Origin of the sequence: Myxococcus sp. CA039A, from assembly GCF_013336645.1 — a bacterium.
GTDB classification, from domain to species: Bacteria; Myxococcota; Myxococcia; order Myxococcales; family Myxococcaceae; genus Myxococcus; species Myxococcus llanfairpwllgwyngyllgogerychwyrndrobwllllantysiliogogogochensis.
Window position 1 is genome coordinate 1 of the sequence record NZ_JABUMQ010000284.1, and the last position, 14,984, is coordinate 14,984.

A 14,984-nucleotide genomic window follows, 5' to 3' on the forward strand; every position below is an offset into this window, starting at 1 on the left:
AGGGTGGGATTCGGAGGGGTCGGCACGGCCATGGGACGCTCCTTTCCAAGGGAAGCCAGGGGCTTCCATGACGGTAGGCACGCATCCCCAGGCGCGCGCGGTGCCTGTCCATCCCCCGGAAGTAGGAATGGCAGCCACCACTCCGCACCCCACCCTGCTGGCAAGCAGCCAAGGGGGCTTCCACTCGGACGGTCGGCCCGGGCAAACTACGTCCCGACTTACGGCCTCTAGTTTCTCAAAGGCCGATAACCGCGGCGCGCCGCACCACCCGAGAGAACGCGATACATGGCAACTGGTACCGTGAAGTGGTTCAACGATGCGAAGGGCTTTGGTTTCATCGTGCAGGACGGTGGCGGTGAGGACGTGTTCGTCCACCACACGGCCATCAACATGGATGGCTTCCGCACGCTGCAGGAAGGCCAGAAGGTGGAGTTCGAGGTCGGCCGCGGCCCCAAGGGCCTGCAGGCGCAGAACGTGCGCGCCGCCTGAAGCGTTCCGACACGGTGTTCCCTGAAGCCCGGCTTCCGCGTGCGCGGGGTCGGGCTTCTTCCTTTTGCTGTCCTCAAGTCCCGCGCGCTTTGCGAGGCTGCCAGGCCATGCGCCTGCCCCGCTTCCCCCGAGTCATCGGCTTCGACGATGCGCCCTTCGCTCGCCGCGCGGGCTCCGCGGTTCAGCTGGCGGGCGTGGTGTGCGCGGGCACGCGCTTCGAGGGGCTCGTCTGGGGACGCGTGCGGCGCGACGGCTGGAACGCCACGCGCGAGGTGTGCCGGCTCCTGGAAGGCGGCAAGTTCCTCCCGCAGCTGCACCTGGTGCTGCTGGACGGCATCGCCTTCGGGGGCTTCAACGTCGTGGACCTGCCGGAGCTGGCGGCGCGTCTGGGCAAGCCCTGCGTGGCGGTGATGCGGCGGCCTCCGGACCTGGACGCGGTGGAGCGCGCGCTGCGGCGCCTGCCTCGGGCTGATGCGCGCTGGGCCAGGCTGCGACGTGCGGGCAACATCCATCAGGTGGGCGGCTTCACCTTCCAGGTGCGGGGCGCGGAGCCCTCCTTCGTCGCGGACGCGCTCGCGCTGGTGACGGACAAGGGCCGCGTCCCAGAGGCGCTGCGGCTGGCGCATCTCATCGGCTCGGCCGTCCTCACCGGTGAGAGCAGTCAGCGCGCCTGAGTCATCCCGGACTCGACTGCACATCCGGCGTGGAGCATTCGCGTTGGCGTGGAACGCGCTGTGGGGTGGCGGCAATGTTCCGGCGTACCGGGTCTGTCTCGACACAATTCCTTTCGACTATTCCAGGGCGGACAGAGTTGCTGGGGGTGGTTTCGAGCGGGCCCCGATGTTTGTTATTGTTTGCTCTCCCTAGGAGGGAGGGCCCATGTTCGAGGTCACCAACGATACGAACCGTCGCACGGTCACCGTTCGTCTGAAGGGCTTTGTCCGACCCAATGAGATGAAGGATTTCGCCACGGCCTATCGGGCCGCGACGGATGCGTATGCGGGAGGCCGGCACCTGGTGCTGGCGGATATGCGGGGGTTGAAGGCGCTGGAACCGGAGTCCGCCACGATTTTCGGAGAGGTGGTGGCCTACGGTCGTCAGCGAGGCTGTCTCATGTGCGCGCATGTGTCGGATTCCACCATCGCCCGGTTGCAGACGGCGCGAGTGGCTTCCGAGGCCGCGCCCAACGACGACATCACCGTGGATTGTGTGTCCCTGGAGGAGGCGGAGCGGCAGCTCACCAAGGCCCGCACCCGCCACTTCCTGGTGAACGAGCAGGCCGCCGCGCACGCTCGCTGACGTCTCGTCCTACCCGCGCGCGACCCCCTCCTCGACGCCTTGTCTTGTCGCGCGCGGTTGTCTTCACAGCCTGTTTCGACCGCGCGGCTCGCGCCGTCTGGCGATAGCCCTGCACCGGGACAACCGCTCACGGAGGTGACTCACTTCCGGCGCGGACGCGCATGCTCCAGGTATGCCCGCACCAGCGGGGAGACAGGAAGTCTCAAGGCGGTGTCCAGGTCGATGAACGCCGCCCAGGTGACCTCCCGGTCATCGATGGTGAGCGAGGGCTCGGAGTCCACGTCCAGCTCCAGGAAGCGGACATGGTCCTCCTTGTTCTCGGAGGTGCCCACGGTTTCGAAGGCGGGCCGCAGCGACGCGGGGTCCACGCGCACGCCCACTTCTTCGTGCAGCTCTCGGGCGCCGGCCTCGGCGGGGGACTCGTGCGCGTCCATGCCGCCGCCCGGCATGCTGAGCTGGTGCTTGTAGGAGTTCTGGAGGAGCAGCACGCGCCCCTCGTGCCAGACACCCACGAAGACGCCCTGCGTCCGGGGGTGGCGCACGAGCCAGTACACCCGCGCCAGCGCGTACGCGGCCCGGTAGCCCGTGCGCGCGAGCGCATCCACCCAACGCTTCATCGACGGCTCCAGGTCCAGGGCATCTGGCTGTCATACCAGGAGCCGGTGTCCGCTCGCGGCCCCGGGGTGCGCGCGTCCACCTATCTTGCCCGCACCTCGGCGGGCACCTGGGGCAACCAGCCCACTTCCAGCACGCCCCACAGGCCCAGGAGGATGGCCTCCGCGGCGTCGTGGCGCAGTGAGGTGGGCCTCGAGGCGTGGGACCAGTCGATGACCCGGCGGGCAAGGCCATCCGCGGCGTCCTTGGCCTGGCCTCCGCTGCGCTGCTCGCGTGCGTAGAGCAGCCGCTCTCGCCAGTCCTCGGCGGAGACACGCAGCACGGGCAGCGCGCGGCGCAGGGCCTCTTTCTCCCAGACGTCGGCCACCGGCCCGCCGCCTTCGAGCACCAGGAAGGCCAGCGGCCCGGTGCCCGCGAGCACGGAGGGCACGGCGCGCTTCAGGCGCGACTGGCTGCCGAAGTTCTGGGAGCGGTAGTTGCGCAGGCGGCCGTCGCGGCCATAGAGGGCCAGGCCCGAGCGCAGCCCCAGGTCCACCGCGAGCAGGCCCGGCTCAGGGGTCGAGCCCATCGCGCCAGGTGCAGCGGTAGGTGACGTCCTGGGCGGTGAAGTCGCGCACGGTGACGAGCGGCTGGACGGCGCCGGTGGCGCGCAGGCCCGCGCGCAGGGCGCCCTGGGTGAAGTAGCGGATGGGGCCCGCCTCGTTCATCCAGACGTCGACCTCCCGGGAGGTGACGTCGTCGACGCGGGCCTCGGTGTAGTTGTTGCCGGAGCGGAACATCTGCCGCGCCCGGCCCACGCCGCGTCGGGGGCCCAGCAGTTGGATGACGCTGAAGAGGGCGCGGCCCATGACTGTCTCGCGGTAGCCGTCCACCATGCGCTCGCCGAGCAGGGCGTAGCCGACCTCGGGCGGCTCCTCGGGGTGCAGCTCGCGGGCGGTGACACGGACGGCGGAGCACCAGGTGTCGAAGCCGTAGGCGGGCTGGAGTTTGCTCTCCAGGTCCAGGCCGACTTCCCGCAGCCGTTCCCTCAAGGCCGGCGTGACACGTCCCGCGAGCCCGCGAACGAAGAGGCCTTCGAAGGTGTGCTCGAAGACGAGCTTCTCCGGCATGTTCACCAGTGTACTCCGGTCCCATAAGCTGTGGCAGCGGGGTACGGAATTCCATGGGTTTACAACGAGAGCTGGCCGTCATGGCCATGAATGCAACGCCGTTGCCGGGCAAGACGAACTTCCTGGAGGAGGTGGGTATCGCGACGCCGGTGCCACGCATCCGGGGTTCGATAGGGGCGGTGGCGCGCGAGCCGTTCCTGGCGTTCGACAACAAGCGGCTGTTCGACTTGTTGGTGGCGTTCACCATCGCGGACTTCCCGGATGGCGCGGGGTGCTCGGACTACTTCAATCCGCACAGCCCCTGGTACAACGTCTTCTATGGCGCGTATGGGGTGCGTTCGTACAAGCGCGACGGCAATCCGTGGGGTTTCCGGAGTGACGGGCGGCCGGACGTGGAGGAGATGCTGGAGATTCCGCGGCTGGACTACAACTTCCTGACGGCGGGGGAGTTGGGGTGTCCGGCGTCGCGGATGTGCTTCGAGGTCCGCGAGGTGACGACGGGCCGGCAGGGTGCGTGGCACAGCGCGGACGTGGCCTGTGTGATTCCCAGCGGGCTGCACCGCACGGAGGACGCGGACGCGCCGGACCTGAGCTACTACGCGGTGTTCGGGATGCCGGAGGAGGACTACCTCGCGGGTGGCCGGGAGAGCTACGAGCCGGTGGCCATGCGAGGCCGCATGTACTGGCGCCCGGTGGCCGACCGGCTCACGCTCGTCTGGGGTGGACTGTGCCCGGACACCCCTGAAGGCCAGAGCCTCATGCACGGCATCATCGACGCGATGACCCCCGTGTACACGGGCGGCTGAGGTTTCGAGCGCTCACGAGCAGACAGGTGTCCGCCCATGACCTGGGCCGCACCGAAGCCTGTAGGTACCCTCGTCCGCATGACTTCGCGGGCACGAAGAAAGAGCTGGGCTCTCGCGCTCGTCCTCATCGGATGCGGCCTGCTCTCCTGCGCTCACGTCGATGAGGGCAGCGGTGGCGGCTTCGGCCGCAACAGCGCGGAAGCGCGAATCACCCACCTGATTTCGGATGGCCAGTTCGCGCAAGCCGAAGCGCTCGTGGCCGAGTCCACCTCGTCGGGACTCATTGAGCAGTCCGCGGCGACGGCATTTCGCCGACAGATTGCCGACCTCTCCATGAAGCTGGGAGAGATACCTGCCCGGCTGCAGCGCGTGCCGAGCTTCCCTTCCCGGCTCAAGGACTTCACGCGGCATGAACTCCAGAAGATGTATGACGCGGAGAACTTCAGCATCGGAACGAAGAAGGAGCTTCAGACCGCGCTGAAGCTCTTGAAAGATGTGGCGAAGGACAACTCCCGATTGCTTCAGAAGCTGTGAGCCCTCATGCACCCGAGCCCCCACGAACTGCTGGAGCTACTGTCGGAGGCGAAGCGCCTGGAATGGGGCAGCGAGGAGCAATTGCGACTGCTCGAACGCTTGCGAACCCAATGCCCCGCCCATGTGCCAGGGCTGCTGCTCTCCAGCCGGGCTCTGCTCTGGGGGAAGGAAGACCTCGCGGACCCCGCCACCTTCTTCGCGGAGGTCGAGCAGTTGCTCCTGGGCGCCGTCGACGCCTCGGACAGAACGCCTGAGGCGCTCATCGGACTGGCCCGCTTCAAGAGCGTCGTCCGCGACGCACCCCTGGAGGCGGAGGCCCTCTACCGAGAGGCAGCCACCCGGGCGTTGAACGTCCTCGAAGAAGCCTGGGCCGGCCTCATCGAGTCCCTTGGGGAGCAGGGGAAGACCGAGGGCGCCGCGACCACGGCCACCCTCGCCCGTACGCTGTTCCCTGACTCCAGCGCGCTCGCCGAGGCGCGCAAGTTCGCGGGCCTCAAGGACTGAGCCGGACACCGGGCCCGAGACACCCACGCTCGGGCCCGGCGCTGTCGTCACGCGGCCGGGCTGGGCCCGGGTGACACGGGGGCTTCTTCGGGCACGGGCGCCTCCGCCTTCGTCGTCCTCCAGAAGCCGACCTTCTCCATCGCCGCGAACACCACCGGCACCACCAGCAGCGTCAGGAACGTCGAGGTGATGACGCCACCAATCACCGAGATGGCCATCGGCGCGCGGAACTCCGAGCCCGTCCCCGAGCCCACCGCCGTCGGCACCATGCCAATCGCCATCGCCGCGCTCGTCATCAGAATCGGACGCAGCCGCCGAGGCCCCGCCTTCATCAGCGCCACGTCAACCGAGTCCCCCTCACGCAGGTGCTGCAACGCACCGTCGATGAGCAGAATCGCGTTCTTCGTCACCAATCCCATCAACAGGATGACGCCAATCATCGCGCCCATCGACAGGTGGTAACCCGTCACCACCAACCCCAGCAGCGCGCCCACCAGCGCCAGCGGCAGCGACGCCATGATGGTGAAGGGGTGCTTGAAGGACTCGAACTGGCTCGCCAGCACCATGTAGATGAAGACGAACGCCAGACCGAACGCCAGGCTGAAGGCCTCGTTCTGCTCATCCAGGCTCTTCATCTGCCCGTCATAGACGATGGCATAGCCGGGAGGCAGCGGCGCCACCGCCACCTGCTCCCTCAACGCCTTCGCGATGTCGCCCAGCGCCGCGCCCTTCGCGAGCTGCGAGTACACGGCAATCTGCCGCTCCCGATTCTCGTGCTCGATGACGCTCGGCCCGTCCCGCAGCTCCACCTGCGCCAGGTCCGACACCGGCCTCAACCCGCGCGGCGTGTACACCTCCAGCTGCCGCACCCGCTCCGGCGTGCTCCTGTCCCGCTCCGCCAACCGCACGCGGATGTCCGTCTCGTTCGTCCCCTCGCGCAGCTTCGCCACCACGTCGCCGCTGATGGCCAGCCGCAACTGCGTCGCCAGCCCCGCCGCGTTGATGTCCGCGTCGCTCGCGCGCGCCCGGTCGATGCGCACCTGGAGCTCCGGCTTCGGCGGGTTCGCCTCCACCCGCACGTCCTCCGTGCCCTTCAGCCCGCGAAGGATGCCCGCGACGCGCTCCGCTTCCTGATTCACTCGCGACAGGTCCGGCCCGGTGATGCGCACCATGATGGGGTAGTAGTCGCCCAGGCCCTCAATCGTCGGCGGGTCGCTCAGGTTCACCCGCGTCGCCACCAGCGGCGTCAGCAGCGCGCGCGCCTCGTCCTTCAGCACCGGGATGCCCTTGGTGCGCTGCCCTTTGCCCACCGTCAGCACGCGCATGCGCGCCTTGTTCACATCGCCGTTGGTGCCGACGATGGAATAGATGGCCGTGACTTCCGGCAACTTGCGCAGAAACGCCTCCGCCTCCGCCGTGCGCGCCTCCGTCTCCGACAGGCTCGCGGAGTCCGGCAGTTGCAGATCCACCAGGAACTGCGAGCGGTCCTCCGGCGAGATGAACTCCGCGCCCAGCCGGCTCGCCGCTCCGAAGGACAGCACCAGCACCACCACGGTGATTCCCGCCGTCGCCCACTTGTGCGCCAGCACCCAGCCCAGGATGCGCGCGTAGACGCGCTCCGTGCCGTCCAGGAAGCGCCGCAACCCCGACGCCACCGCGTTCTCCTTGTGGACCTCTCCCGGTACCCGCTTCTTCGCCAGCCGCGCCGACAACATCGGGTCCAGCGTGAAGGAGATGAACAGCGAGACGAGCACCGCCGCGGAGATGGTGATGCCGAACTGCTTGAAGAACTGCCCCACGATTCCGGGCATGAAGGCCACCGGCACGAACACCGCCACCAGCGACAGCGTCGTCGCCAGCACCGCGAGCCCCACGTCGTTGGTGCCGTTGGCCGCCGCGCTCATCGGGTCTTCGCCCTTCTCCAGCCGGTGCGTAATCGCCTCGCGCACCACCACCGCGTCGTCGATGAGCAGACCGATGGCCAGGGACAACCCCAGGAGCGTCATCTGGTTCAGCGTGTAATCCAACAGGTACATCACGAAGAACGTGCCGATGACGGACGTGGGCAGCGCCAGCGAGGAGATGAACGTGCCGCGCCCGTCCAACAGGAACATCAGGATGATGAGCACCGCCATCGCACCGCCGAAGACGAGCGCAATCCACACCTCGTGCGCGTTCTCCCGGATGAGCTCCGACTGGTCGATGAGCAGCGTGGCCGTGAAGCCCTGCCCCACCTCCGGAGCCATGTCCCGGAGCACCTGCTTCACCGCGTCGCTCACCGCCACCGTGTTCGAGCCCGGCTGCTTCACCACCTCCAGGATGACCGCGTCCTGGCTGTTGAGCCGCGCCACCGTGCGCCGCTCCGCCACGCCGTCCGTCACCGTGGCGATTTCATCCAGCCGCACCTGCGAACCCGTCCGGCTGCGCGCCACGGGCAACGCGCGAATCTCGTCCACGTCGCGGAACTGCCCCAGCGAGCGAACCGTCAGCTCGCTCGCGCCCAGCGCCAGTCGCCCCGCCGGCAGGTCCAGGTTCTCCGCGCCCACGCGCTGAGCGATGTCCAGCGGCGACACTCCCGCCGAGCGCGCCTTGTCCAGGTCCACGTCGATTTGAATCTCGCGCGTGTCGCCACCGGTGATGCGCACCTCGGCCGCGCCTTCGAGCTGCGCGAGCGCGGGTTTGATTCGGTCGTCGATGAGCCGGCGCAGCGACTGCGACGGCATGTCCGCCGACACGGCGTATGTGAGGATGGGCGTCGCGGAGAGGTCCACGCGGCCCACCACCGGCGCGTCCGCCGTCTGCGGCAGCTTGTTCGCGATGCCGGCAATCTTGTCGCGCACCTCCTGCACCGCGCGGTCCACGTTGGTGGACAGGGTGAACTGCACCACCACCGTGCCCAGGTTCTCCCGGCTCCAGGAGTGAATCTTGTCCACGCCGCTGATGCCCGCGACGGCGTCTTCCACGGGCTTGACGACCTGGGTCTCGATTTCACCCGGACCCGCGCCCTTGTAGACGGTGGTGACGACGACGACGGGGAAGGACACGTCCGGATACAGGTCCGTGCCCAGGCGCCCCAGGCCCATCAGTCCGAGGACGATGAGGCAGAGCGACAACATGGCCGTGAACACCGGCCGGCGAATGGAGACGTCGCTGAGGAACATGGACGGCCTCCCCTTACTTCACGGTGACGCGCGAGCCCTGTGACAGGCCCGGCGTGGGGTGGTCGATGACGGACTCGAGCGGCGAGCGGGCCAGCACCACCACCTCGCGCTCACGCCGCTCCAACACCTGCACGTCCACACGGCTCACCTCGCCGCCGCTCCCCACCACGAAGACATGGTCCCCGTTGGAGGATGACAGCGCCGTGCCCGGCAACACCCGCGCGTCCTGGTCCTCGCCCAACAGCAGCACCGCGCGCGCCAGCGTGTGCGCCACGAAGCGGCCATCCGCGTTGGGCACCGACAGCTCCACCGGCACCCGGCGCGTGGCCGGGTCCGCGGAAGGGAGGATGGTGCGCACCGTCGCGTCCTCGGTGAACACCCCCGCGCTCCCAATCGACTCCACCCGCACCTTCGCGCCGGGCTTCAGCCGCGAGCGCAGCGACTCCGACACCGTCGTCTTGAGCAGCAGCGTGTCCAGGTTCTCCAGATTGAACAGCGGCGTGCCCGGCCCCACCGTGGCGCCGGTCTGCTCGGGCGCGTCGATGAGCGTGCCCGAGAAGGGCGCGCGCAGGTCATGCCGCCGCCTCGCCGCTCGCGCCTGCGCCAGCTGCGCCTGCGCCGCCAGCAATTGCGCCCGAGCCTGCGCCGCCGTCGCGGAGGTGGAGCGGTTCTGCAAGTCGCTCACCCCGCCTTCCTTCTGGAGCGCCTCGTTGCGAGAGGCCACGTCGGACGCCATCGTCGAACCGGCCTCCGCGGCGGCCACCGCCGCCTGCGCCTGCGCCACCTGCGCGTCGACGATTTCCACGTCGAGCTGCCCCAGCACGTCGCCCTTCTTCACCGCCGCGCCCTTGCCCAGCTTCACGGCGGCGAGCCGGCCCCCCACCTCGAAGCCCACCTGGAGCGCCTGCGCGGGGAACAGCGTGCCCGTCACCTCTTCGCGGGGCGCGGCTCGCACCGTGCGCGTGGCGACCAGCTTCACCGTGGGCGCCGCCGCGTCCGTCTTCGCGACAGCGGCCGGCGTGGAGGAAGCATCCGCCTTGCTACAAGCGGGCAGCGACAGCGCCGTGACGACGACACCCAACGCCGCGAGTGCGCGCGGGGCGGAAGGTTTCCAGGTGGGGTTCACGGGCGTTTCCTCGGGGTGTGGCGGGTCTTCGCGCGGGCGGGAGGCCGGCGCTGGGAAGTCGTGGGGCGCTTGGCCCGGGAGACAACGGGCTCGGACACGGGCACGGGCACATCGAAGCGGGGCAGCGTGCCGCCCTCGCACAGGCGCTGGAGCGTGTACGCCCAGGCGGACAGGTCCGGCTTCTCCGGCAGGTGCACCATGCGCTGGGACAGGAGCACGTACGCGCCGACGATGACGGAGGCGAACAGCTTCGCGTCCATCTCCTGGTCCGCCGCGCCCGCCTCCTGCAACCGCCGGAAGTCTCCCGCCACGCGCTCCACCTGCGCGTCCGTCATGCGCCACAGGAGCGACTCGAAGGGCGTGCCCTGACTGCCGCTGAGGAGCACCGAGACGACGTCCCGGTAGGACCACATCAGCTCGAGCGACTCCAAATCGAACGCCGCCTCCAGCTCGCAGAACTGTTGATAACGCGCGCTGCGCTCCAGCCTGTCGCGCGGCCCCATCACACCCTGCTCGCGGAAGTGGCGCTCCACCTCCGCCATCCGCAGCGTGTTCACCTCGGTCAGGCGCGACTCGAACAGGGCCAGCACCTCCGCGAACAGCGCCTCCTTCGAGGGGAAGTGCAGATAGAAGGCGCCCTTGGAGAGCCCACACGCGGCGGTGATGTCCTCGATTCGCGCCCCGCGCAGCCCCTTGCGGGCAAGCTCCGCTCGGGCCGCGGTCATCAGGGCTTCCCTCGCATGAGGGTCAGCGGGTCTCGGCATGGCGGACCCGTTACTAACCCGGCGGTCATTAATGGCGCAACTTGACTGAACGGCGGGTCAGAAACCCGGCGGTATTCCAGCCCCAGCGCCCGGGTCAGCCCTGCCGCGCACCACCACCCACATTCATCAGGGCGGTGCAGAGCGGACACGCCGTGGGCCCGTGGGGCACGTCACGGCGGTGCAGGTCCAGGACGGCGCGGGAGATTTCCGCCAGCTCGCGCCGCACCTCGCGCCGCGCGCCCTTCACGCGGGCAATCTTCAGGTTGTCGTAGCTGGTCGTCTGGTGACGCATCCACGCGATGACGGCGGCCTCCGCGCGGCGCTCCACGGGGATGCGCTCCGTGCGGGCCACGGTGCCGCTGCCCACGGGCGTGGCATGCGCGGCGACGAGCACGGCCAGACGCTTCGCATGGGGCAGCCACGCGGGAGAGAAGGCGAGGAAGCGCAGCACGGCGTTGGCGAAGTCGACCTCGTACTGCTCCTGCTCGCGGGCGCGGCGCTCGCGGCCGGCGGCCAGCTTCTTCGCGTAGGCGGGCGTGGCGCGCTCGGAGTCCAGCGCGGCGCGGGCCTGATGGATGTGGGGTTCGGGGGCCCACACGCCCCGGGAGAAGAGCTTGCGGCCCACCTTCTCCACCACCGTCCAGGTGGGGCCGGCGGCCTTCACACGGCGGGTGAGGCCGGCGTCACCGGGGGGCAGCAGGGCCCAGCCCTCCGGCACGGTGAGCACGCGTCCATCCGGAGCGCGCACGCGGCGAGGGTCGGGGGTGGGAGCGAACGTCAGGGATTCAGGCATGGCGGTGTCTGGGAGCGCGGCCTCATAGCACGGGAGGGTCCAAACCCTGCTAAATGGCGCCTCGCGCCGTGGGTGTGGCGCGGGAGACTCTCTTCGCGTGGGAAGTGCCGGCATGTCCCTCCTCAAGCTCACGTTCCTCGGCACCTCCGCCGCGCAGCCCACGCTTCACCGCAACCTGTCCGGGCTCGCGGTGAAGGCGGACACGGACCTGCTCCTGTTCGACTGCGGCGAGGGCAGCCAGCGGCAGATGGTGCGCTTTGGCACCGGCTTCACGGTGGACGCGGTCTTCTTCACGCACTTCCACGCCGACCACTACCTGGGAATCATCGGCTTCCTGCGCACGCTGGGGATGATGGGACGCGAGCACGCCATCCACCTGTACGGCCCGCCCCCCGCGCGGCGCCTCTTGCACCAGGCGGTGCACCTGGGCGTGGAGGCCATGTCCTTCCCCATCGAAATCCACGAGGTGAAGGACGGCGACGTCATCCGCCGCGACGGCTACGCGCTGCACGTGGTGGGCGTGGACCACCGCATCAACGCGCTGGCGTACGCGCTGGTGGAGGATGGCCGGCCGGGGCGCTTCAACGTGGAGAAGGCGCGCGAGTTGGGCGTGCCCCCGGGCCCCAGCTTCGGCAAGCTCCAGAAGGGCGAGGCCGTGACGCTGGAGGACGGGCGGACGGTGAAGCCGGAGGACGTGCTGGGCCCTCCGCGCGCCGGACGCCGGGTGGTCATCTCCGGAGACACCCGGCCGTGCGCCGCCGTGGTGAACGCGTCGAAGGACGCCGACCTGCTCATCCACGAGTCCACCTTCTCCGATGACGAGCAGGAGCGGGCCCAGGAGACGCATCACTCCACGGCCCGGGAGGCGGCATGGGTGGCGCGCGAGGCGGGAGCGCGGCGACTGATTCTCACCCACCTGTCCAGCCGCCACGACACGGACCCCGCGAAACTCCTCAACCAGGCGAGGGAGGAGTTCAAGGGGCCCCTGGAAGTGGCGTACGACGGCCTCACCCTGGAGCTGCCGCTGCGCGACGAGTAGCGCGCGTCAGCGGCGGCTCCTGTCGGGGACAGCGTTACTGGACCTTGTCCGCTTCGGCGCGCAGCGCGGCGGCGGACTCGGCGTCCACCTTCTGCAGCAGCTCCCACTCCATCTCCGCGTCGCGGTTGATGTTGCCGCCGTCGGCGCGGACGCCCGGGTCATTCAGCTCCTGGGAACGGCCTCCGGAGCTGGCGCTCTTGGTCTCCGTGGCCAACTGCTTGTGGAACTCGATGGCGCACTGGCCGGGGCCACGCTCTGTCCCCTTGACGTGGTAGCGCACCTGCGTGGTGCCCAGCGACGAGGGGGCGCCGTGCATCAGCCACTCGGACGTCGCCTCGAAGCCCTGCGCGCCCACGCGCAGCGAGTAGCCCTTCTCCTTGAGGAGGGCCAGCGCCTGAGGCCACACCTCGGCCATGGGCTTGCGGTACACGTGGGTCCGCGTCTTGTCGTGCAGGAAGGCTTCGCGGCGGCGGCCGGCGCAACCCGCGGCGGTGGTCAGACAGAGGGCGGCGACGACCAGCAGCGCGGTGGGCCCGAGCCGGGACTTGGACAGGTTCAGGTTCATGACGACTCCAGGGAACGTGAGACGCCGCAACATCCCTCACGCCCCGGCTCGTCGCCAAGTCCCCCTCTCTGACGTCAAGTCCCCCGGACAGGAAGCTTGCGTGGCGCAACCATCTTTTCGCCGCCTGCCCTCGCTCCGCGTGCGGTGCGACGGAGGGTGGGCGCGCCCGAGCCCGACACCTGGAGCAGTCGCCTGGTCCCTCCTGGAGTGAAGGGGCTGCCCGGAGCCAGTCGGTGGGATTCTCCGTGGGCCCGGGCCGCGGCGCGTCACGCGCCGGATGCTGGCCCGTGCGGTGCGGGTGCGCCAGAGTGTCGCGCCCGTCCCACGCTCGGGGCGGTCTCCCAGGCAGGTGCGCGAAAGATGCTGCGACGACTCGGCGGACTCCTCGGTGCGGTGGTCCTTCTCTCGGCCTCGAGCGGCTGCACGCGCAACACGCCGGGTGCGGAAGCCACGGGCACGTCGGTGTACGTGGCGCGGCGCATCCGCACCCTGGACGCGGCGCGGCCGGTGGTGGAGGCGCTCGCGGTGCGCGAGGGCAAGGTGCTGGCCACGGGCACGCGGGATGAGGTGCTCGCCGCGGCGGGCGTGGGCGCGCGCGTGGTGGACCTGGGTGAGGCCACGGTGGTGCCGGGCCTGACGGACTCACACGGCCACCTGTCCGCGTTGGGCCAGTGGGAGGCGACGGTGAGCCTGCTGGGCGCGACGTCCAAGGCGGAGGCCCTGGCGCGCGTCGCCTCGGCGCCGAGCACCTCGTTCCAGGGCGAGTGGCTCGTCGGCCAGGGATGGGACCAGAACGACTGGACGGAGAAGGCCTTCCCCACGCGGCAGGATTTGGATGCGAAGCACCCCGACGTGCCGGTGATGCTGGCGCGCATCGACGGACACGCGGCGTGGGTCAACAGCGAGGCGTTGCGGCGCGCGGGCGTCACCCGCGACACGAAGGACCCGGAGGGCGGACGGATTCTGCGCGGCGCGGACGGTGAGGCCACCGGCATCCTCGTGGACAACGCCATGGGCCTTGTCTACGCCGTGCTGCCCTCGCTCACGGAGGCGGAGCTGGCCGCGCAGCTCACCGCGGCGCTCTCCCGGGCCGCGCGAGCGGGCCTCACGGGGGTCCACGACGCGGGCATGGACCTGCGCACCTTCCGCCTGCTCCAGCGCTGGGACAAGGAGCGCAAGCTGCCCCTGCGCGTCTACGCCATGGCGGACGGGCAGTCAGCGGACCGCGAGACGTACCTGCGCGAGGGCCCCTACCAGGGCGAGCGCCTCACGCTGCGCGCGGTGAAGCTCGTCCTGGACGGCGCGCTGGGCAGCCGGGGCGCGGCGCTGCACCAGGACTACAGCGACGAGCCCGGGCACCGGGGACTCCTGATGATGACGCCGGAGGAGTACGAGCGGCGCGTGAGGTCCTTCATGGCGGGAGGCTTCCAGGTGTGCACGCATGCGATTGGAGACCGCGCCAACACGCTGGTGCTGGACACGCTGCAGCGCGCGGCCGAGGCCACGGGCACGCGCGACGGTCGCCATCGCGTGGAGCACGCGCAGGTGATGCGCCCGGAGGACATCGACCGGCTGGGGCGCGGCGGCTTCCTGGCCAGCGTGCAGCCCACGCACGCCACCAGCGACATGCCCTGGGCGGAGGCCCGCGTGGGCGCCGAGCGGATTCGAGGCGCCTACGCGTGGCAGCGCCTGAAGGCCTCTGGCGCGGTGCTGGCGCTGGGCAGTGACTTCCCGGTGGAGCGGCCGGACGTGCTCGCGGGCCTCTACGCGGCGCGCACGCGGCAGGACGCGCGCGGCACGCCCGAGGGCGGCTGGTACGCGGACCAGCGGCTGAGCGGCGAGGAGGCCCTGGAGGGCTTCACCGTGGGCGCGGCCTACGCCTCCTTCGCGGAGGCGCGGCGGGGACGGCTGCAGCCCGGCATGGACGCGGACTTCGTCGCGCTGTCGGTGGACCCGGTGGACGCGCCCGTCGCCGAGCTGCCAGGCGCCCAGGTGCGCCTGACCGTCGTGGGCGGCGACGAAGTCTATCGCGCGGCGGAGAAGTGAGCCCCGCCTAAACCCCTTCAGGGAAGTCGGGTTAGGGGCTGAGGGTTATGCCATGGAGGGGGGCGTCCATGGCGTGGCAGCCAAAGCACTGGACAGTGCAGCAGCTTGAGGAGCGGCGGCTTGCGGCCGGGAAA

At 70.0% G+C, this 14,984-nt stretch carries 16 protein-coding genes; 8 read left to right on the forward strand and 8 right to left on the reverse strand.

Going from position 1 to position 14,984, the window contains the following annotated elements; genetic code table 11:
• The first annotated feature begins 285 nt into the window (after positions 1 to 285).
• The 3 genes from HR086_RS35420 (at position 286) to HR086_RS35430 (ending at position 1,788) form a co-directional block, all read left to right on the forward strand.
• The gene (locus tag HR086_RS35420) at positions 286 to 489 is read left to right on the forward strand and encodes a cold-shock protein (RefSeq protein WP_015346287.1); all 204 of its coding nucleotides are present in this window, start codon (positions 286 to 288) and stop codon (positions 487 to 489) included.
• 107 nt (positions 490 to 596) lie between these two features.
• Positions 597 to 1,163, forward strand: a complete 567-nt coding sequence (locus HR086_RS35425) for a DUF99 family protein (RefSeq protein WP_174467836.1) — start codon at positions 597 to 599, stop codon at positions 1,161 to 1,163.
• A gap of 205 nt (positions 1,164 to 1,368) precedes the next feature.
• Complete coding sequence (locus tag HR086_RS35430) at positions 1,369 to 1,788, forward strand: hypothetical protein (protein WP_141645432.1); 420 nt, start codon at positions 1,369 to 1,371, stop codon at positions 1,786 to 1,788.
• A 140-nt stretch (positions 1,789 to 1,928) separates the two neighbouring features.
• Here HR086_RS35430 and HR086_RS35435 read toward each other — a convergent pair whose 3' ends face one another.
• The 3 genes from HR086_RS35435 to HR086_RS35445 all read right to left on the reverse strand — a co-directional run bounded on the left by HR086_RS35435 (position 1,929) and on the right by HR086_RS35445 (position 3,512).
• Positions 1,929 to 2,405: an NUDIX hydrolase gene (locus tag HR086_RS35435; RefSeq protein ID WP_174467837.1), complete on the reverse strand. Its 477-nt coding sequence runs from the start codon at positions 2,403 to 2,405 to the stop codon at positions 1,929 to 1,931.
• 80 nt (positions 2,406 to 2,485) lie between these two features.
• Positions 2,486 to 2,971 (reverse strand): hypothetical protein, encoded by a 486-nt coding sequence (locus HR086_RS35440; protein ID WP_174467838.1) that lies wholly within the window; start codon positions 2,969 to 2,971, stop codon positions 2,486 to 2,488.
• On the reverse strand, positions 2,955 to 3,512 hold the full coding sequence (locus HR086_RS35445) for a DUF2378 family protein (protein ID WP_174457452.1): 558 nt from the start codon (positions 3,510 to 3,512) through the stop codon (positions 2,955 to 2,957). The genes HR086_RS35440 and HR086_RS35445 overlap by 17 nt, the downstream gene beginning before the upstream one ends.
• A gap of 80 nt (positions 3,513 to 3,592) precedes the next feature.
• On the opposite strand from HR086_RS35445, the gene HR086_RS35450 reads away from it, so the two are divergent.
• The 3 genes from HR086_RS35450 (at position 3,593) to HR086_RS35460 (ending at position 5,356) form a co-directional block, all read left to right on the forward strand.
• A complete protein-coding gene (locus HR086_RS35450) occupies positions 3,593 to 4,318 on the forward strand; it encodes a hypothetical protein (protein WP_246137435.1) in 726 nt (241 codons plus the stop codon).
• 78 nt (positions 4,319 to 4,396) lie between these two features.
• Positions 4,397 to 4,852, forward strand: coding sequence for a hypothetical protein (locus tag HR086_RS35455; RefSeq protein ID WP_174459969.1), 456 nt, complete (start codon positions 4,397 to 4,399; stop codon positions 4,850 to 4,852).
• Positions 4,853 to 4,858: 6 nt separating this feature from the next.
• Entirely contained in the window at positions 4,859 to 5,356 is a 498-nt protein-coding gene (locus HR086_RS35460; protein WP_141645426.1) for a hypothetical protein, read from the forward strand.
• A 47-nt stretch (positions 5,357 to 5,403) separates the two neighbouring features.
• Here the strand turns inward: HR086_RS35460 and HR086_RS35465 are convergent, their stop codons facing one another.
• From HR086_RS35465 to HR086_RS35480, 4 genes are all read right to left on the reverse strand, one after another.
• On the reverse strand, positions 5,404 to 8,517 hold the full coding sequence (locus HR086_RS35465) for an efflux RND transporter permease subunit (protein WP_141645425.1): 3,114 nt from the start codon (positions 8,515 to 8,517) through the stop codon (positions 5,404 to 5,406).
• 13 nt (positions 8,518 to 8,530) lie between these two features.
• The gene (locus tag HR086_RS35470; RefSeq protein WP_141645424.1) at positions 8,531 to 9,643 is read right to left on the reverse strand and encodes an efflux RND transporter periplasmic adaptor subunit; all 1,113 of its coding nucleotides are present in this window, start codon (positions 9,641 to 9,643) and stop codon (positions 8,531 to 8,533) included.
• Positions 9,640 to 10,368, reverse strand: coding sequence for a TetR/AcrR family transcriptional regulator (locus HR086_RS35475; protein ID WP_254626592.1), 729 nt, complete (start codon positions 10,366 to 10,368; stop codon positions 9,640 to 9,642). Before HR086_RS35475 ends, HR086_RS35470 begins: the two co-directional genes overlap by 4 nt.
• 133 nt (positions 10,369 to 10,501) lie before the next feature.
• Positions 10,502 to 11,200, reverse strand: a complete 699-nt coding sequence (locus HR086_RS35480; protein WP_141645422.1) for a DUF2293 domain-containing protein — start codon at positions 11,198 to 11,200, stop codon at positions 10,502 to 10,504.
• Positions 11,201 to 11,312: 112 nt separating this feature from the next.
• Between HR086_RS35480 and rnz the strand changes: the two genes are divergently transcribed.
• Complete coding sequence (gene rnz / locus HR086_RS35485) at positions 11,313 to 12,239, forward strand: ribonuclease Z (RefSeq protein ID WP_141645421.1); 927 nt, start codon at positions 11,313 to 11,315, stop codon at positions 12,237 to 12,239.
• Positions 12,240 to 12,273: 34 nt separating this feature from the next.
• On the opposite strand, the gene HR086_RS35490 is transcribed toward rnz, so the two are convergent.
• Positions 12,274 to 12,804 carry a hypothetical protein gene (locus HR086_RS35490; RefSeq protein ID WP_141645420.1) on the reverse strand — a complete coding sequence of 177 codons (531 nt, stop codon included), beginning with the start codon at positions 12,802 to 12,804 and terminating at the stop codon, positions 12,274 to 12,276.
• A 360-nt stretch (positions 12,805 to 13,164) separates the two neighbouring features.
• Here HR086_RS35490 and HR086_RS35495 point away from each other — a divergent pair, with 360 nt between their 5' ends.
• Positions 13,165 to 14,850, forward strand: a complete 1,686-nt coding sequence (locus tag HR086_RS35495) for an amidohydrolase (protein WP_174467840.1) — start codon at positions 13,165 to 13,167, stop codon at positions 14,848 to 14,850.
• The last annotated feature ends 134 nt before the right edge of the window (positions 14,851 to 14,984 follow it).